This window comes from Enterobacter sp. SES19 (assembly GCF_011765665.1).
In the GTDB taxonomy this organism is placed as follows: Bacteria; Pseudomonadota; Gammaproteobacteria; order Enterobacterales; family Enterobacteriaceae; genus Enterobacter; species Enterobacter pseudoroggenkampii.
Map to the genome: position 1 here is coordinate 1,509,378 of NZ_CP050320.1, position 17,486 is coordinate 1,526,863.

At 52.5% G+C, this 17,486-nt stretch carries 17 protein-coding genes and 2 pseudogenes; 8 read left to right on the forward strand and 11 right to left on the reverse strand.

Features of this window, described 5'->3' with window-relative positions; genetic code table 11:
• Nucleotides 1-277: 277 nt before the first annotated feature.
• Together GXP72_RS07120 and GXP72_RS07125 are read right to left on the reverse strand one after the other, a co-directional pair.
• Entirely contained in the window at nt 278-1,090 is an 813-nt protein-coding gene (locus GXP72_RS07120) for a Cof-type HAD-IIB family hydrolase (protein ID WP_208763654.1), read from the reverse strand.
• Nucleotides 1,080-2,294 (reverse strand): MFS transporter, encoded by a 1,215-nt coding sequence (locus GXP72_RS07125; RefSeq protein WP_208763655.1) that lies wholly within the window; start codon nt 2,292-2,294, stop codon nt 1,080-1,082. Before GXP72_RS07125 ends, GXP72_RS07120 begins: the two co-directional genes overlap by 11 nt.
• Before the next feature lie 81 nt (nt 2,295-2,375).
• Between GXP72_RS07125 and GXP72_RS07130 the strand changes: the two genes are divergently transcribed.
• On the forward strand, nt 2,376-2,927 hold the full coding sequence (locus GXP72_RS07130) for a TetR family transcriptional regulator (RefSeq protein WP_208763656.1): 552 nt from the start codon (nt 2,376-2,378) through the stop codon (nt 2,925-2,927).
• Here the strand turns inward: GXP72_RS07130 and GXP72_RS07135 are convergent.
• The 5 genes and pseudogenes from GXP72_RS07135 to GXP72_RS22600 form a co-directional block, all read right to left on the reverse strand.
• Nucleotides 2,924-3,694, reverse strand: coding sequence for an SDR family oxidoreductase (locus tag GXP72_RS07135; RefSeq protein WP_208763657.1), 771 nt, complete (start codon nt 3,692-3,694; stop codon nt 2,924-2,926). The two genes, GXP72_RS07130 and GXP72_RS07135, sit on opposite strands and share 4 nt — an antisense overlap.
• A 117-nt stretch (nt 3,695-3,811) precedes the next feature.
• On the reverse strand, nt 3,812-4,243 hold the full coding sequence (gene arsC, locus GXP72_RS07140; RefSeq protein WP_208763658.1) for a glutaredoxin-dependent arsenate reductase: 432 nt from the start codon (nt 4,241-4,243) through the stop codon (nt 3,812-3,814).
• Between the two features lie 12 nt (nt 4,244-4,255).
• Nucleotides 4,256-5,545, reverse strand: a complete 1,290-nt coding sequence (locus GXP72_RS07145; protein ID WP_208763659.1) for an arsenic transporter — start codon at nt 5,543-5,545, stop codon at nt 4,256-4,258.
• 40 nt (nt 5,546-5,585) lie between these two features.
• Entirely contained in the window at nt 5,586-5,906 is a 321-nt protein-coding gene (locus GXP72_RS07150; protein ID WP_208763660.1) for a metalloregulator ArsR/SmtB family transcription factor, read from the reverse strand.
• 480 nt (nt 5,907-6,386) lie between these two features.
• A pseudogene (locus tag GXP72_RS22600) lies at nt 6,387-6,656 on the reverse strand (hypothetical protein); the annotation flags it as partial.
• Between the two features lie 523 nt (nt 6,657-7,179).
• Here GXP72_RS22600 and GXP72_RS07155 point away from each other — a divergent pair.
• Nucleotides 7,180-8,406 (forward strand): AAA family ATPase, encoded by a 1,227-nt coding sequence (locus GXP72_RS07155; protein WP_208763661.1) that lies wholly within the window; start codon nt 7,180-7,182, stop codon nt 8,404-8,406.
• Between the two features lie 2 nt (nt 8,407-8,408).
• Nucleotides 8,409-9,080 carry an HNH endonuclease gene (locus GXP72_RS07160; protein WP_208763662.1) on the forward strand — a complete coding sequence of 224 codons (672 nt, stop codon included), beginning with the start codon at nt 8,409-8,411 and terminating at the stop codon, nt 9,078-9,080.
• 69 nt (nt 9,081-9,149) lie between these two features.
• Here the strand turns inward: GXP72_RS07160 and GXP72_RS22605 are convergent.
• From GXP72_RS22605 to GXP72_RS07170, 3 genes and pseudogenes are all read right to left on the reverse strand, one after another.
• A pseudogene (locus GXP72_RS22605) lies at nt 9,150-9,816 on the reverse strand (capsid portal protein); the annotation flags it as partial.
• 143 nt (nt 9,817-9,959) lie between these two features.
• Nucleotides 9,960-10,559, reverse strand: coding sequence for a GIY-YIG nuclease family protein (locus GXP72_RS22610; RefSeq protein WP_244319945.1), 600 nt, complete (start codon nt 10,557-10,559; stop codon nt 9,960-9,962).
• A 333-nt stretch (nt 10,560-10,892) separates the two neighbouring features.
• Nucleotides 10,893-12,578: an aspartate:alanine antiporter gene (locus GXP72_RS07170; protein WP_014169303.1), complete on the reverse strand. Its 1,686-nt coding sequence runs from the start codon at nt 12,576-12,578 to the stop codon at nt 10,893-10,895.
• Between the two features lie 273 nt (nt 12,579-12,851).
• On the opposite strand from GXP72_RS07170, the gene GXP72_RS07175 reads away from it, so the two are divergent.
• Nucleotides 12,852-13,226 carry an inner membrane protein YbjM gene (locus GXP72_RS07175; RefSeq protein ID WP_032649308.1) on the forward strand — a complete coding sequence of 125 codons (375 nt, stop codon included), beginning with the start codon at nt 12,852-12,854 and terminating at the stop codon, nt 13,224-13,226.
• 34 nt (nt 13,227-13,260) lie between these two features.
• On the opposite strand, the gene GXP72_RS07180 is transcribed toward GXP72_RS07175, so the two are convergent.
• The gene (locus GXP72_RS07180) at nt 13,261-13,530 is read right to left on the reverse strand and encodes a GrxA family glutaredoxin (protein ID WP_006809455.1); all 270 of its coding nucleotides are present in this window, start codon (nt 13,528-13,530) and stop codon (nt 13,261-13,263) included.
• Between the two features lie 184 nt (nt 13,531-13,714).
• Between GXP72_RS07180 and nfsA the strand changes: the two genes are divergently transcribed.
• The 4 genes from nfsA to potF all read left to right on the forward strand — a co-directional run bounded on the left by nfsA (nt 13,715) and on the right by potF (nt 17,413).
• A complete protein-coding gene (gene nfsA, locus GXP72_RS07185; RefSeq protein WP_121425696.1) occupies nt 13,715-14,437 on the forward strand; it encodes a nitroreductase NfsA in 723 nt (240 codons plus the stop codon).
• 69 nt (nt 14,438-14,506) lie between these two features.
• Complete coding sequence (gene rimK / locus GXP72_RS07190) at nt 14,507-15,409, forward strand: 30S ribosomal protein S6--L-glutamate ligase (RefSeq protein WP_024907857.1); 903 nt, start codon at nt 14,507-14,509, stop codon at nt 15,407-15,409.
• A 63-nt stretch (nt 15,410-15,472) separates the two neighbouring features.
• Nucleotides 15,473-15,949, forward strand: a complete 477-nt coding sequence (locus GXP72_RS07195) for a YbjN domain-containing protein (protein ID WP_003858385.1) — start codon at nt 15,473-15,475, stop codon at nt 15,947-15,949.
• 351 nt (nt 15,950-16,300) lie between these two features.
• A complete protein-coding gene (potF, locus tag GXP72_RS07200; protein ID WP_024907856.1) occupies nt 16,301-17,413 on the forward strand; it encodes a spermidine/putrescine ABC transporter substrate-binding protein PotF in 1,113 nt (370 codons plus the stop codon).
• Nucleotides 17,414-17,486 lie beyond the last annotated feature (73 nt).

Here is a 17,486-nt window from a genome sequence, read left to right on the forward strand (position 1 = left end):
GGCTCCCGGCGGTAAATCGCCGCTTCGCGGTGCCCTCAGCTTATTCCTTCAGGCTATCGGGTCGGGCATGAGCCTGCATCCCTGCAGGCCACGCCCTCTCGGCGCATCCGTGCGCCTCGCCCCGGCCTTACGGAAACGCTTCGGCGATTTACAGCCGGACCAGGGCGTTGCTGTAAGCCATTTATTTTCCTGAAACTATATTCATCGCTTCCGGTTAAAAAATGACTGGGGATTCCTATCCCTGTGGGAGAGGGTAAAGCCAACAGACCGCACGCGGTCAATTAAACGGCGCCTCCCCGTTCAGCACCTTATCAATCACATCCAGCACGCCTTCATCGTTATTATGCGGTGCTTCAAAACGCGCCGCCGCTTTAATATGCGGCCTGGCATTCGCCATCGCAAAGCTGAACCCGGACTGGCGCAGCATCTCCACGTCGTTGCCGCTGTCGCCGAAGGCCAACACGTCGCTGTTCTCTATCCCCCAGCGCTGTTGCAGGATCCGCAGGCCGTTGGCTTTATGCACGCCCGGGATAATCAGGTCGATACTGCCGTGACCGGTGGTGACGGGCACCATGATGTCGCTGAGTTTTTCATGCAGCAGCGCCTGAATCCGCGGAATTTCATCGTCAGACACGTTAAGTCCGAACTTGAAGAAAATATCGTTCAGGTTGTTGAAATCGCTGACCATTTCGAGGCGGTGGTAGTACTTCGCCGCGATATCCTTAAAGCCCTCGTCATAGCATTTCAGCGTGTAGGCGCTGCTTTTCCCGCAGGCGATGATCTCAATACCCGGCACGTTGCTTAACACGTTCGCGACCGTGTCGAAATGGGCTCTCGACAGTTCACCGTTAAAGACATCTTCTCCTTCGCTCACGACCCAGCCACCGTTCTCGGCGACGAACGCAATTTCATGCGCAATCTCCGGGAAAAAGGAGATTAACTGGTAGTACTGGTTGCCGCTGGCGACCACAAAGCGAATGCCTTGCGCCTTCATGCGGGCGTACTGCGCCAGAAAGCGCGGGCGATTGTAAGTCTTGGCATCACTCAGGAATGTGCCATCCATGTCGACGGCGATCAGTTTAACGCTCATATCCCTTCTCCAGTGTCGTTTGATTCGTTTCCGGCTTTGCCACCGCGCGCGCCACCAGTGCCGCGACGATCACCAACCCTAACACCACCAGCATGGCGCTGCGCAGTCCGTAGTGCTCACCGAGGAAGCCGAGCAGCGGCGGCCCGACCAGGAAAGCGAGATAGCCGGTTGTCGCCACCACGCTGACGCGCGTCGGGGCATCCGGGCCGGTGTCGCTGGCGGCGGAGATGGTCAGCGGGAAGCCGAGGGACGCGCCCAGCCCCCAGAGGATCACCGAGACGCCGGCAATCCAGTCCACATCGACAAAGATGATCATCGCAATACCCAGGCCGCCCAGCAGGGCGCTGGCGCGCACCACCGCCACGCGGCTGTAGCGGTCGATAAACCAGCCGCCGGTGAAGCGACCCACGGTCATCCCCAGCGTAAACCCGGCGTAGATCAGCGAGCCGGAGGTCGGGCTAAAGCCGTGGCCGTCCACCATCAGCAGCGGCAGCCAGTCGTTGGCAGACCCTTCCGCGAACGCCATCGCCAGCACCACCACGCCGATCAGCATCAGCTGGAAGTCGCGGTAGAAGGGCAGCCCTTTTTCGGCCGAGTGCTGTTCGTCAGCGGAGTTTTTGCCGGTACCGTCCGGGATGGCCCGGATGCCGGTCAGAATCGGAATAATGCACACCAGCGCCGCCAGCAGAATATGCAGATTGGCGCTCACGCCGGTGGCGGTCAGCGCCATCCCCACGCCGGCACCGGCCAGCGTGCCGAGGCTGTAAAAACCGTGCATCATCGGCAACACGGTTTTGTTCATCTCACGTTCGACCGCCGCCCCTTCAACGTTGATGGCAACTTCTGCAGAACCGAAGCTGCCGCCAAATACCGTCAGGCCCAGGGCGAAGAGCACCGGTGAGGCAAACCACAGCGCCACGCTCAGCACGATCATCCCGAACACCGCGAAGCACATGGTAGTGCGGATCACCGCCCGCGTACCGAAGCGCTTAACCAGCCAGGCGGAGCAGAGAATGCCGCTCATGGAGCCTATCGACAGGCCAAACAGCACGATGCCCATCTCAGCGGTAGAAACGGACAAAATATCGCGAATGGCGGGGGTGCGCGTGGCCCAGGAGGCCATCAGCAGGCCGGGAATGAAGAAGAACATAAACAGCGCCCACATGCGGAGCTGCAGGGCTTTGCGGGGAGAGGTCAGCGTCATTGGGGTAGCACCAGAAGTACAACAATAGCGACAACACTAGCAAGTTTGTGTACATTTGTACACAAACCACGTGAGGAATTTATGAGCAGACCACCGAACGATCCGCATCGCCGGGAGAAGATCCTGCAGGCAACGCTCGATACCATTGCCGAGCACGGGATCCACGCCGTCACGCACCGTAAAATCGCCACCTGTGCGGGCGTGCCGCTGGGGTCGATGACCTACTATTTCGACGGCATGGAGCCGCTGCTGGAGGAGGCCTTCACGTGGTTTACCCGGCAGATGTCGCAGCAGTACCGGGATTTCTTTGCCGGCGTCACCGGGCCGGAGATGGCGTGCGAATCCATCACTACGCTGATCCACAGCTCGCAGGTGACCACGCCGCACAACATGGCGCTGATGTACCAGCTCTACGCCTTTATGCACCGCAGCGCGGCGCTCAAAACGGTGATGCAGGACTGGATGAGAATGAGCCAGACCACGCTGGAGCAGTGGTTCGACCCGGTCACCACCCGCGCGCTGGATGCGTTTATCGAAGGGATGACGCTGCACTACGTGACCGACCGGACGCCGCTATCCCGCGAAGAGATCCGGGCGATGGTGGGGAGGATTGCGGGCGAGGGCGGCCGCTAGGTTGCGCCCGCGGTCATATTGACGGTGGTTCCCGTGATGGCGCTTGCCGCATCTGAGGCCAGAAACGTAATTGTATCTGCCACCTGTGCCAGCGTCGGCAGGCGATGCGTCAGGGTACTTTGCGCGGCACCGCCGAGAAATTGCTCAACCGTTATCCCCATCGCCTGCGCCTTGGCGGCGAAAATGGCACCCACATACGAACCCGCCTGCGCCGCATCGGCTATTGCGTGCGAACGCACGCACAGCACGCGAATATTTTGAGTCCCCAGCTCAGCCGCAAGCGCCCGGGTAAAGGCTTCCGTTCCCGCGCAGCCGACGATATGCCCGAGGTGGCCCGCCATCGCCATGTTTGCGGCGGGGGCGACGACGGTAATTATGGTCCCGCCATGCTCGCCGCCCATGCGGGATGACACGGCTTTCGCAATGTTAAAGTACGCGGCCAGGAAAGGGTCGAAACCCTGCCTGAACTCGCCGAGCGTTAACGCCTCAAGGCGTTTACCCTGATCGTGCATAAAGCCCGTGGCGTTGACGACAATATCTATACGGGCAAGGTCGGGGAGCTGCGAGGACTCCTCGAGCGCATCGTAAATAAACGTGCTGGCAGAACCGCCCGCTGCGCGAATACGGCTGGCGATCTGCTCCAGCCTGGCGTGGCCACGTGCGGCGAGGTATACATCCGCTCCTTCACGCGCCAGAGCGTGTGCCACTGAACTGCCGATGGCGCCGCTGCCGCCGAAGATGACGGCGGTTTTGTTTTTAAAGCCCATACCGCATACCCTCAACAGACTTAACCCTCAAAAGTATGTGCCGGGTTTCGGCTGATGCAACCTGGCCGTTGAGTGGGGCATGCGGTTGGCAGATCTTACCGTGCCATTATCAATGGGTTACTTTGGCAAGATTTTTTTCCCGCCGGCGTCTACGACGGCTTCGCCATCCTCTTTCGTAAACGCTCCTTTTTGCGCGTCCGGCAGAATATCGAGAACGACTTCAGACGGGCGGCACAGGCGGGTGCCCAGCGGCGTGACCACGATCGGACGGTTAATCAGAATCGGGTATTGCAGCATAAAATCGATAAGCTGGTCGTCGGTGAAGTTATCTTTGGCAAGGCCGAGCTGTTCATAGGGCTCCACGTTTTTACGCAACAGATCCCGCACTGAAATGCCCATCTCGGCAATCAGGGCGGTCAGCTTATCGCGCGACGGCGGGGTTTCCAGATAGAAGATAATCTCAGGCTCCGTGCCGCTGTTGCGGATCATCTCCAGCGTGTTGCGCGAAGTGCCGCAGGCGGGGTTGTGATAAATGGTGATGTGGCTCATAGCAGTGGCTCATTACAGTGTGAAGGAGAGACGTAGCGCCAGCGCGGCGAGCGTCACAAACAGGACCGGCAGCGTCATAATGATGCCCGTCCGGAAATAGTAGCCCCAGGTAATCGTCATGTTTTTCTGCGCCAGCACGTGGAGCCAGAGCAGGGTGGCGAGGCTGCCGATAGGCGTGATTTTCGGCCCCAGATCGCAGCCAATCACGTTGGCGTAAATCATCGCCTCCTTGATCAACCCAGTTGCCGTGCTGCCGTCAATGGAGAGCGCGCCAATCAGCACCGTGGGCATATTGTTCATTATGGATGACAGGAACGCGGTGATGAACCCGGTTCCCAGCGTGGAGGCCCACAGCCCGTGTCCGGCCAGGCTATTCAGTACGCCTGAGAGATATTCCGTCAGCCCGGCATTGCGCAGGCCATACACCACCAGATACATCCCCAGCGAGAAGATGACGATCTGCCACGGTGCGCCGCGCAGCACTTTTCCGGTGTTTATCGCATGCCCGCGTTTTGCGACAGCGAACAAAATCAGCGCGCCGACGGCCGCGATGGCGCTGACCGGAATACCCAGAGGCTCCAGCACAAAGAAACCGACGAGCAGAAGCAGCAGGACGATCCAGCCCGTTCTGAACGTCGGGAGGTCGTGAATGGCACGCGCGGGCTCGCGGAGTTTTGCCAGGTCATATTCCGGCGGAATTTCCTTGCGGAAGAACAGATGCAGCATCACCAGCGTTGCGGCAATCGCGGCGATATCAACCGGGATCATCACCGAGGCGTATTCGCTGAACCCCAGCTTAAAGAAGTCTGCCGACACGATGTTGACCAGGTTGGACACAATCAGCGGCAGGCTGGCGGTATCGGCGATAAAGCCCGCCGCCATCACAAACGCCAGCGTGGCCTGCTTGCTGAACCCCAGCGCCAGCAGCATGGCGATAACGATAGGGGTCAGGATCAGCGCCGCACCGTCATTGGCAAACAGCGCCGCCACGGCTGCGCCCAGCAGCACGATATACGTAAACAGCAATCGCCCGCGACCGTTTCCCCAGCGGGCAACGTGCAGCGCCGCCCACTCGAAAAAGCCGGACTCATCCAGCAGCAGGCTGATGATGATGACGGCAATGAACGTTGCCGTGGCGTTCCAGACGATATTCCATACTACCGGAATATCGCTAACGTGGATCACACCGCTGAATAGCGCCAGCACGGCGCCGATGGTCGCGCTCCAGCCGATACTCAGTCCTTTGGGCTGCCAGATGACCAGTACCAGCGTAAACAGAAAAATAGCCCCTGCCAGAAACATTGTTTACTCCGTTATATCTGTTTTTGTGAATATGTTTGGGTTAGCACGAGCCCGGAAGTCGGTTTTTCAGCTTCAGACGCGTCTCTTCCCGCAGGCAGTTCCAACTGGTGTCGATAACGGTTGCCGCCCACGCAGGCATGTTGGGAGAGAGGCGGTAATGGACCCATTTGCCCTCGCGACGGTCGACAACCAGCCCGGACTCGCGCAGCAGGGCCATATGGCGGGAGACTTTCGGCTGAGATTCGGCGGTGGCGGAGCAGAGATCGCAGACGCACAGCTCGCCGGCTTCTCGGAGCAGCATGACGATGGCGAGCCGTGTTCCGTCGGAGAGGGTTTTGAAGAGCTGGAGTGGGTGGAGCATGGGTGTTCCTGCAGGTGCGGTTTTTATATGCGTTTAATCATATATGTTTTGATGGCAAGCGAGAAGAAATGATTAGTGGAAGGCGAATTTCAGGCAACAAAAAACATTTATGTAAATGGGTTAGTAAAAACAATGTCTTGTAGGATAATCATTGCGCTAGTTTGGGGGCTAAGTGACGATTCGGAGAATTGCCAACCGCTGCCGTCAGTTTCTAGCCACTTAAACTTTTTGAGACAGTATCTCTTGCGTTGGTAACTTCTAATCTTAGACTTGAAAGTTTCACGCTGTTATTAGTTCATATATCATGCAGGGACTTGTATTTCTCCCCAAATAGGTGTTCTTTCAGCGATGGATAAATCAACTATGCACTCTTGTTTTGAAATAAATTGATGAGCGTTTGCTATAGCTTTTTGTTGTGTTCATCATTCATATTGCCATAAATACTGACCAAAATTTTAGTGATTTGATTCTCTCGCATTATCGGTTTGGGTGAGCCTTGATGAATTTCCAATTTTAGTTTCGATCGATTTACCAAAATGCTTACGCATAGCAAGGGCATAATCACTGCCATGACAGGATTTTTCGACCTTCGACTTTTCAACGATGATGCAGTGGAAGGCCATCCATTTATTTTTAAAGAAGGTCTTTAGGACATTATGATAGAAGGCGGTATTGCGCTTTGACTAGCTTTTGCCATTTAATCTCATCATCACAACTGTGCTTTTCCCTCAGCTTACGAATGATGCGCACGAAGTCTCCACGCCTCTAATACTTCATCCATAGGTTCCCAAAACCATAAAACCGATGACCATCTATACCTAATTCAACATAGGCAACATGTCGTATCAGCTTTCCCGGATCATTCGCTTCCATGTTTTTCCTTCATGACTGAAGGTGACATTAGTGATTATGATTTAGCCACATCAGTAAGTAGTTTATAAGGTTCGCTTTTAATCTCTATACGGGTAGACTGTCTATCAATGCCCTGAGATTCTTGGGTGTAGGCGGGACCTGCGTTCGTTGGGCCAAGCAGTTCCGCACTAAATGTGCATTTTTGTGCATGGTTTGCATGATCGCAATTGCAGCTGTAATGCAGATATCCGGCAGTGTTGGCGGGCTACTCCTCGATTCATGCAGTGCATGAAAACTACTGGATAAAGCTGGCAAGTATGGCGGGGATACGAGCGCGCGCAACAACTTATTGTAAAGATCGACATAGCTGCGTTATTGTTATTGTTCATAAACTAATTTTAGAGAATATAGAGGGGGTAATATGAGGTTTTCAATAGATAAAATAATTCATAAAGATGATTTCGGTAATAATTTCGAAATAGATCTTGAAGGGAAAAACTTAATTATTACAGGAAATAATGGTTCAGGGAAGACAAATTTTTTAAGGCAGTTGCACTCTCGTTTAGAACAGAAGTTAATAAGTACAGGTGATAGTGGTATAGAGCATGCCATAAATAAATTGCAAGAAGCTGAGCAGCAATTGAAAAATAGGATGCCTGGAGATTCATTGTATGACTATTATAATAATCAGAAAGATGATGCTCAAAGAAAAATAGATAGCGAAAAACGATTTTCACTATCTTTCAATGATGAGAGAATGCTAAAAGTTTCGATTCATAAAAGAAAGTCTATCATTAGATTTTTTGAAGCAACGCGGCAAGCAAGCATTAAAGGGGACGGTTCTATATCTGGGATGGAGAAATTGCTTCAGGAACACAAGCAGCTATCTCTGACAACAGACTCAGGGGTTTTATTCGAACGTTATTTAGTCTCTTATTGGAATTATGGGTTGCTTCAAAAAGGTAGTGATAATATTGAAGAGGCGGAGCGTGTATTTAGCTGGATTAATAAAATTAATGCTGATTTGAAAATATTATTCGAAGATGATTCGTTGAAATTAGACTTTAACCTTTCTGAACTGCGTATTTATTTAAACCAAATTAATAAATTACCATTTAGGCTAGACCAGCTTTCATCAGGTTTTTCATCGGTATTGTCAATTTATGCAGATCTCCTTATTAAAGTTGAGCTTGAAAAACTTTCTCGTCATGATTTGTCAGGGATCGTTTTAATTGATGAGATTGATGCGCATCTTCATGTCACTCTACAGAAAAAAGTTTTCTCATTTTTCAATTCTGCATTTCCAAATGTACAGTTTATAATAACGACACATTCTCCATTTGTTGTCCAATCAGTATCTAATTGCATTGTTTTTAATTTAACAACATTAGAAAGCATGAAAGATCTCTCTATGTATTCGTATACCTCAATTATCAAGGGGTTATTAGGAGAAACATCAGAATCAGATGCGTTAAAAGAAAAAATTAACATGCTTGAATCTATATACAATAATGCAACAAATGATATAATTTCATTACAGCGTGCCGTTAATGAACTTGAGCCATTTATAGAGAAAATGGATGCTGCATCAAAAATAAAAATAGCTTTGGCGCAGAACAAGATAGTAGAAATATTGGGAGATGATTAATCATGTTCAATGTTTCGAGAGTTGCTCCAGCACCTGCTTGTTTAGCTGATAAAGTTTATAATGACCCAAGTGTTATCGCAATTTTAAAGCCTATGTTCTTTGGGAAGTGCTATCTATGTGAACAAATTGATCTTTCGGATCCTGAAATTGAACATTTTGTTCCTCATAAAGATGATGATGCACTAAAATTTGATTGGAATAATCTTTTTTACGCATGCGGCCGCTGTAACAGTGTCAAAGGAGCCCGGCATATTAATTTATTGAACTGCACGGACTCGAGCATTAATGTTACAATGGAAATTGAACATATTTTACCTGGGATGAGTACTGAGAGAGTTACTATTAGGCCTCATTACCCAACACCTAGTCAGGAAACCATCAATACAGTGGCATTGCTTGATGATTGTTATAATCTGAAGAATACAGGGTTGCGTGGAATTACGCGTGAAAACTTAATGGAAAGTATTTTTGATTATTATTATGAATATATAAACGCTAGAAGGGTGTTGATCACAAGAACAAGTTTGCCGGTCAAGGTCGACGAAGCAATAGAAACTTTGAAAATCATGTGCAAAAATACATTCCCATTTTCTGTGTTTTGGATATGGCACTTTAAACTTGATACACGTCTGCACGAATTGCGTCCTGAAGTACTGAATTTAATTAATGTTTGAATTAGATGTCGCGCCCCTATGTGGGGCGCAATTTTTGATTTCATTTATATAGTATTTTTTGTTATTTTATTAAGTGGCATCGTCCTTTCTATCATAAAGGGCGAAGTCGATTATTTGCTCGGCTATTAGATAATTTATTTCTTTCATTCTTTCATTCTTTCATTCTTTCTTGACGTGGAATTAGTGTATTTCGTACAAAGAACGACTCGCTTTTTCCACATCCAACCTCCCAATATTACTTGGCGTAAGCCCAATCTTTAGCGGCGGAACGCGGTGCGCTGCCATCATGTCATCGCGGATCACGATCTTAATGTTAAGAAACTCATCCTTCGCTACTACCTCTGACAGTGGGATGATCTGAATGTCGTTCTTTTTAGCATTCGCGAGTACATAAACAGGGGACGGAAGTTGCTCGACCTTTGGCACATTTCATCGCCTGCCGGATGTTTTTCGCGTCCTCCTGATTCTGCTCAGTGATGGATACGGTATGGTTGTCGCTGATGTAATATTTGCGACGGAACAGAGTGGTGGGCTCGTTAAGCAGGGCGGAGGAAATGGCGGACAGTATTCCGTTAGGCCGTAAATATTCTAGTTTAGATTTGTCTCCTTCAGGTGAAAGAGGTTGCCTTTGGTAAATTCAAAGGCTGTTTGGTTATAACGTACTGCGCAAATCAGCAGGTATCGAGATCGATCCCTTGGTAGGTGTCTTTCGCCAGTGATGCTCAAGCGAGAGGACATCGCTTACTGAAGGCATACTTTCGTGACGCATGAGAATTTTGTCCGGACAGTATGCCGTACGCAAAAATCAGCGCAGCACCGCCTCATCCCAAAGGTTTGTAGGAGCAATTTGCTTACTGACTCTAAACGGGCGACGCGGTTTTACTGCGTCGCTAACCGTCTTTTTAAACCCCGCTCATCAGCAATCTCCATCCGTCTTGCCTCCGCAGCAGCCTGACTACGCATTCCTGAAAGCGTCATTTTAAAGCCATGAGCATTTCCCTGAATGTTTAGTGGTAAGCAAAGCGATGCAATCAGCATATCCTCAAGTTCCCAGGGCGCTTCGACAGGATGCCAGTGAACTTTGGCATTCTTTTCCATCCAGGCGTCAAGCCACTGCTCGCCAGGGCGAGTAAATGTCATTCTGGATCCAGAACCCACACGGCGCAGGGGAAAGCCACTTAAACCACTCAATAACACACCTAGCGTGCGCCTGAGTGTTGATCCAGCCGCATTGCCGCTGTAATGCGTTTTGATTCGTTTCCTTAAGTTCGAACGGCTGTTAGGTTTCCCTCTCTGGTCGGGTGAAATACCAACGTATAGCAGCGTGTAACCGTCTAAGGTAATGCAGCCCTCTGTCGGCACACCTGGAGGGATCTCCTTAAACCACCAGAAGTAGACGCCATTTAATGGCGGAACTGGCGATGGTTTGCTCATTACTTCTGTTCTGCTGTAGGTTTTCTCGGGATAAAAATCGAACATGCGGCTTTCCTTGCTGACGTTTTTCCTGATTTTATTCTTTTGCTGTCAGGGAGCGATAGTTTTATGAAGCCTGGAAGGAGAAAGTAATGGGATAGGTTTTTTTTCCGGAGCTGACGCCCAACGTCAGAAAGCGTGGCTGTAAGCGATTGATTCTGTGAGTGAGTGGATTTCAGACAACAAAAAACCCATCAACCTTGAACCAAAACGGCGGGGTTGATGGGCTCCACAAATTGGGGACATCAAAGAAAAGCAGTGGCACTAGTTATGACTGCCCCCTGATAAAAAAGTTCTGCGCGTAACAAAAATATTTTCCGCCACGCGCATTCTTAGGAGTTATCCGAGTCCTGGCCAGATGATGATAATCAGCGTACCCGCCAGCGTCAGCAGCACGTTAGCGATAGCATAGGTGCCCGCATACCCCAGCGCCGGGATGTTGCTGCGCGCGGTGTCGCTGATGATTTCCATCGCAGGCGCACAGGTACGCGCCCCCATCATCGCCCCGAAGAGCAGGGCGCGGTTCATGCGCAGCACGTAGGCGCCGAACAGGAAGCAGATCACCACCGGTACCAGGCTGACGATAAGTCCGGAAACCAGCATCTGCCAGCCGACGGCACCGAGGCTGTGACCAATCCCGCTGCCCGCGCTTAAGCCGACGCCTGCCATAAAGACCATCAGACCGAACTCTTTAACCATGTTCAGCGCGCCCTGCGGAATGTAGCCGAAGGTCGGGTGGTTGGCTCGCAGGAAGCCCAGCATGATCCCGGCGAAAAGCAGACCGGCGGCGTTACCGATGCCGAAACTAAAGTTGCTGAACTGGAAGGTGATCATCCCGATCATCAGGCCAACGATAAAGAAGGCGCAGAAGGCCAGCAGGTCGGTGACCTGGCTGTGAATCGAGATAAAGCCGATGCGGTCGGCCACGGTTTTCACGCGGCGGGCGTCGCCGCTGACCTGCAGCACGTCGCCTTTGTTGAGCACCACGTTGTCGTCGATAGGCATCTCAATCTGGCTGCGGATCACGCGGTTGAGGAAGCAGCCGTGGTCGGTCAGCTTCAGCTGCGCCAGACGGCGGCCCACGGCGTTATGGTTTTTCACCACGATCTCTTCGGTGACGATACGCATGTCGAGCAGGTCACGGTCGAACACCTCTTTGCCGTTACGGAAGCTCGGGTCGAGACGGGCGTGGGCGTCCGGGTAACCCACCAGCGCGATGTCGTCACCCATCTGCAGCACCGCGTCGCCGTCCGGGTTCGCCAGAATGCCGTTGCGGCGGATACGTTCGATGTAGCAGCCCGTCTGGCGGTAAATCCCCAGCTCGCGCAGATTTTTGCCGTCAGCCCATGCCACCAGCTCCGGCCCGACGCGATAGGCGCGGATCACCGGGAGATAGACTTTACGTTTGGAATCGGTATCCAGACCGCGCTCGCGGGCGATTTGCTGGGCGCTGGTCTGCAGATCCTGGTGCTGCAGTTTTGGCAGGTAGCGTGCGCCAACGATCAGGCTCACCAGACCAATCAGATAGGTCAGGGCATAGCCAAGACTCAGGTGGTCGAGTGCGGTAGAAAGCTGTGCGCCGGCCATGCCGGAATGGCGCAGGGTATCACCGGCACCCACGAGCACGGGGGTGGAGGTCATGGAGCCTGCCAGCATACCGGCCGTTAACCCGATATCCCAGCCAAACAGTTTACCCAGCCCTAACGCGATCAGCAGCGCGCTGCCGACCATCACCAGCGCCAGCATCAGATAATTTTTGCCGTCGCGGAAGAAAATTGAAAAAAAGTTCGGTCCCGCTTCCACGCCAACACAAAAAATAAACAGCATAAAACCTAAGTTGAGCGCGTCCGTGTTAATGCTGAAGTGCTGCTGGCCTAATAATAAGGAGACGACTAAAACGCCAATGGAATTACCAAGTTGAACTGAACCCAGGCGCAATTTACCCAGGCAAAGGCCCAGCGCCAGTACCACAAATAATAACAGGATGTAATTCCCATTTAACAAGTCTGCGACGTTTATATTCACGGAGGCTAACTTCTTGTTTACCAGTAAGTTGTTGAATGAAAGGACTTTTTGGGCTACTGTTTTCTGGGTCAGGGAAAGGCGTTAACGCTCCCTGTTTCCTGCTTTATTCCCTAAAACATTAGCTGGCGTGTAGTTTAATCGCATTAGCTACTGACAGCTACTGATTATCGCATCACCCTGTGCGTACTTTGGCAAGGATTGCCGCATTGCTTTATCTGACTGGGCGTCTACCCGACGAAAGTGTATTTGATAGAGATAAGTCAGGAGGATAGTTTGAACATTAAACGAAACTGGGCGGGGGTGATCAGCTGCTTTTTGCTGTTCACGGTCGTATGCATGTCGCTTGCTTTTAACGTGAAAGGGGCATTCAGGGCGTCGGGTCATCCGGAGCTGGGGCTGCTCTTTTTTACGCTGCCGGGGGCTGCTGCCAGTTTTCTCTCCCGTAAAGGGGAGGTGGTGAAGCCGCTGCTGGGCGCCATGCTGGCCGCGCCGCTCTGTTTGCTGCTGATGCGCTTGCTCTATATATCAACGCGGAGTTTCTGGCAGGAACTGGCATGGTTGATGAGCGCCGTATTCTGGTGCGCCCTTGGCGCGCTTTGCTACTTATTTGTGCGCAGTCTGCTTCAGCACCGACGACACCACAAATAAAAACGCCCTCTCGGTGAGGGCGTCTTTCATTTCATTACTGGGCAGCAAACAGGCCCAGATGCTCTTTGGCGTAAGCTTCAAAGTCAGTGCAGCCGCCGATGTGTTTCTGATCGAGGAAGATCTGCGGTACGGTTTCAACCGGCTTGCCGACGGTTTTTTCGAGATCCGCTTTGGTGATGCCTTCCGCGTGGATATCCACGTAGCGGAAGTTGAAGTCATCGCGCTCTTCGGTCAGTTTCTCAGCCAGCTCTTTCGCGCGCACACAGTAAGGGCACCCTGGACGACCAAAAATTACTGCAAACATTTCTCTCTCCTCAAAAAACAAGCCTGACGGCGAATAGGACATATAGTGCCCGATAACCTGCCGCCATTAAAGAAGGTTTCGCCTGTCGCTTTGATACAGTCAGGCTATGTTTCGCCAATTACATCGCACAGATCATTGCCTATACTGGCTGCAATACGTATTAAGCACGACAAAGAGAGACAAGATGACACCCACGATTGACCTGCTCCGTTCCCACCGTTCCATTCGCCACTTCACCGATGAGCCGATTACCGAGGCGCAGCGTGCCGCGATTATTGACAGCGCCAGGGCGACCTCGAGCTCAAGCTTCCTGCAGTGCAGCTCCATTATCCGCATCACCGACCCGGCCATGCGCGAGCAGCTGGTGACGCTGACCGGCGGGCAGAAGCATGTGGCGCAGGCGGCGGAGTTCTGGGTGTTCTGCGCCGACTTTAACCGTCATCTGCAGATCTGCCCTGAGGCCGAGCTGGGGCTGGCCGAACAGCTGCTGCTGGGCGTGGTGGACACCGCGCTGATGGCGCAAAACGCCTTCACGGCGGCGGAGTCGCTGGGGTTAGGCGGTGTCTACATCGGCGGCCTGCGTAATAACATCGAAAGCGTGACCGAGCTGCTGAAGCTGCCAAAACATGTGCTGCCGCTGTTTGGCCTGTGCCTCGGCTGGCCGGCGGATAACCCGGATCTGAAGCCGCGCATTCCTGCGGCGATGCTGGTGCATGAAAACCACTACCAGCCGGTCGATCAAGATGTCCTGAATCAATACGATGAAGAGCTGGCGAACTACTACATGACGCGCGGCAGCAATAACCGTCGTGATACCTGGACCGACCATATTCGTCGCACCATCATTAAAGAAAATCGCCCGTTTATTCTTGATTATCTGCACAAACAGGGCTGGGCGACGCGATAGTCCATTTATCCTGTGCCTGCCTGCGTATATGATACGCAGGCTTTTTCCATGTCTTCAGAGAGGTGCAGGGTGAAAATTGCCATATTGTCCCGGGATGGAACGCTCTATTCATGTAAGCGCCTGAGAGAAGCGGCGGCGAAACGCGGGCATCAGGTTGAGATCCTCGACCCGATGTCCTGCTACATGAACATCGACCCGGCCGCCTCGTCGATTCACTACAAAGGCCGCAAGCTGCCGCATTTTGATGCGGTCATCCCCCGCATCGGCTCCCAGATTACCTACTACGGCACCGCCGCGCTGCGCCAGTTCGAGATGCTGGGCAGTTATCCGCTCAACGAATCCGTTGCTATTTCCCGTGCCCGCGACAAGCTGCGCTCGCTGCAGCTCCTTGCTCGTCAGGGGATCGATCTCCCCGTCACGGGGATTGCCCATTCACCGGACGACACCAGCGATCTGATCGACATGGTGGGCGGCGCCCCTTTGGTGATCAAGCTGGTGGAAGGCACTCAGGGCATTGGCGTGGTGCTGGCGGAGACGCGTCAGGCAGCGGAGAGCGTGATTGACGCCTTCCGCGGGCTGAATGCCCACATTCTGGTGCAGGAGTATATTGAAGAGGCCAAAGGGCGCGACATCCGCTGCTTCGTCGTGGGAAACGAGGTGGTAGCGGCCATTGAGCGTCAGGCGAAAGAGGGCGACTTCCGCTCTAATCTTCACCGGGGCGGCATTGCAAGAATCGCTGATATCAGTGACCGCGAGCGGGAAATTGCGGTGAAAGCCGCGCAAACCCTGGGGCTGGACGTGGCGGGTGTAGATCTTCTGCGCGCGACGCGCGGGCCGCTGGTCATGGAGGTGAACGCCTCGCCGGGGCTGGAAGGCGTGGAAAAAACCACCGGGGTCGATATTGCGGGTAAAATGATCTCATGGATCGAGCGTCATGCCACGCCGGGCTACTGTCTGAAAACGGGTGGTTAAATGGATTACCGCGCGCTTTTTGAGTACCCTATGCGAAGTTTTTATTAAAGAGGCTGCATCGCGATGGATTTACAGGTCGTACCTACACTGGATACGTTACGTCAATGGCTTGATGATGCCGGAATTACGTTCTTCGAATGCGATTCCTGCCAGGCGCTGCATCTGCCTCATATGCAGAATTTCGACGGCATTTTCGATGCCAAAATCGATCTCATTAACGACGTGATCCTTTTCTCCGCGCTGGCCGAAGTGAAGCCGTCCGCGCTGCTGGCGCTGGCCTCCGACCTGTCGGCCATCAATGCCAGTTCTTTGACGGTGAAGGCATTTCTCGACATACAGGACGATAATCTGCCAAAACTGGTCGTTTGCCAGTCTTTATTCTCCGGGGCAGGGCTGTCGTTCAAGCAGTTCGCCTGGTTTATGCGCTTGAGCGAAGAGCAAATTTCGATGGTGATGATGGAAGCCAATGCACACCATCTGCTGTATAGCGCGGAAGATGATGCAGAGAATAATGATGCATCTCCCAATTTTCTTCACTAAGCCTGTCTGACTTTTGCGCAGTCGCTGCCATGGCGGCTGCAGAAGGCCATTTTTTCTGCTGCTTTTAACCTTTCTTTAAAGAATTATTCACCTCCCTGAAGGCCGTTTCGGCTTATCACGTAGACATAACCTGCATAAAAAATTGATAAAAGGCGTTTTTTCGTCTGGGCTATAGCCGGGGACACGGGCTACAGTTATTCTTGCGATGCTTAAAAAAGCGAGCGGAAACTGCCGGGTAAAGAGGTTTCTTTTTATTTTGGGCAGAGCGACAAACTATGCATGATTATTGCATATCTTCAGATTGCACAGTTTTAGTTCGTTTGTTAACGAGCTTTCAGAAGGAATAACACTATGATCGCCTTGAATAAAAAATGGTTATCGGGTCTGGTTGCGGGTGCTCTGATGGCCGTCTCTGCCGGCACGCTCGCTGCGGAACAAAAAACGCTGCACGTTTATAACTGGTCTGACTATATTGCGCCGGACACGGTGGCAAATTTTGAAAAAGAGACCGGCATTAAAGTGGTCTATGACGTGTTCGATTCCAACGAAGTGCTGGAAGGAAAACTGATGGCGGGCAGCACCGGGTTTGACCTCGTGGTGCCTTCCGCAAGCTTCCTGGAGCGTCAGCTGACGGCAGGCGTCTTCCAGCCGCTGGACAAGAGCAAATTACCGAACTGGAAAAACCTCGATCCGGAAGTGCTGAAGCTGGTGGCTAAGCATGACCCGGACAACAAATACGCCATGCCTTACCTGTGGGCGACTACCGGTATCGGCTACAACGTTGATAAAGTCAAAGCGGTGCTGGGCCCGGACGTGAAGCTGGACAGCTGGGACGTGGTGCTGAAGCCGGAAAACCTTGAAAAGCTGAAAAGCTGCGGCGTCTCCTTCCTAGATGCGCCGGAAGAGATTTTCGCCACCGTGCTGAACTACCTGGGCAAAGACCCGAACAGCAGTAAAGCCGATGATTACACCGGTCCGGCGACCGATCTGCTGCTGAAGCTGCGTCCAAACATTCGTTACTTCCACTCGTCCCAGTACATTAACGACCTGGCGAACGGCGATATCTGCGTCGCGATCGGCTGGGCAGGGGACGTATGGCAGGCGGCTAACCGCGCGAAAGAGGCGAAAAACGGCGTGAACGTCTCTTACTTCATTCCGAAGGAGGGGGCGCTGGCCTTCTTTGACGTCTTCGCGATGCCGACTGACGCTAAAAACAAAGACGAAGCGTATCAGTTCCTCAACTACCTGATGCGTCCTGACGTGATCGCCCACATCAGCGACCACGTTTACTACGCGAACGGTAACAAGGCCTCCGTGCCGCTGGTGAGCGAAGAGATCCGCAATAACCCGGCTATCTATCCGCCAGCGGATGTGTTCGCCAAGCTCTTCACCCTGAAAGTACAGGATCCAAAAATCGACCGCGTGCGTACCCGCGCGTGGACCAAGGTGAAAAGCGGTAAATAAGTTACCGTGAGTCACAGGCCGGGCAAGCGAAGCGTGTCCGGCAACAGGCGCACCGTTCTGGTGCGCCTGCACC

Bases quoted from the DNA above. Each gene is read 5' to 3' on its own strand.
- GXP72_RS07135 (WP_208763657.1), bottom strand. From the start codon at position 3,694: ATGGGCTTTAAAAACAAAACCGCCGTCATCTTCGGCGGCAGCGGCGCC.
- GXP72_RS07195 (WP_003858385.1), top strand. From the start codon at position 15,473: ATGGATTTACAGGTCGTACCTACACTGGATACGTTACGTCAATGGCTT.
- GXP72_RS07150 (WP_208763660.1), bottom strand. From the start codon at position 5,906: ATGCTCCACCCACTCCAGCTCTTCAAAACCCTCTCCGACGGAACACGG.
- GXP72_RS22610 (WP_244319945.1), bottom strand. From the start codon at position 10,559: ATGTTCGATTTTTATCCCGAGAAAACCTACAGCAGAACAGAAGTAATG.
- GXP72_RS07145 (WP_208763659.1), bottom strand. From the start codon at position 5,545: ATGTTTCTGGCAGGGGCTATTTTTCTGTTTACGCTGGTACTGGTCATC.
- GXP72_RS07160 (WP_208763662.1), top strand. From the start codon at position 8,409: ATGTTCAATGTTTCGAGAGTTGCTCCAGCACCTGCTTGTTTAGCTGAT.
- GXP72_RS07125 (WP_208763655.1), bottom strand. From the start codon at position 2,294: ATGACGCTGACCTCTCCCCGCAAAGCCCTGCAGCTCCGCATGTGGGCG.
- potF (WP_024907856.1), top strand. From the start codon at position 16,301: ATGATCGCCTTGAATAAAAAATGGTTATCGGGTCTGGTTGCGGGTGCT.
- arsC (WP_208763658.1), bottom strand. From the start codon at position 4,243: ATGAGCCACATCACCATTTATCACAACCCCGCCTGCGGCACTTCGCGC.
- GXP72_RS07130 (WP_208763656.1), top strand. From the start codon at position 2,376: ATGAGCAGACCACCGAACGATCCGCATCGCCGGGAGAAGATCCTGCAG.
- nfsA (WP_121425696.1), top strand. From the start codon at position 13,715: ATGACACCCACGATTGACCTGCTCCGTTCCCACCGTTCCATTCGCCAC.
- GXP72_RS07155 (WP_208763661.1), top strand. From the start codon at position 7,180: ATGAGGTTTTCAATAGATAAAATAATTCATAAAGATGATTTCGGTAAT.
- GXP72_RS07120 (WP_208763654.1), bottom strand. From the start codon at position 1,090: ATGAGCGTTAAACTGATCGCCGTCGACATGGATGGCACATTCCTGAGT.
- GXP72_RS07180 (WP_006809455.1), bottom strand. From the start codon at position 13,530: ATGTTTGCAGTAATTTTTGGTCGTCCAGGGTGCCCTTACTGTGTGCGC.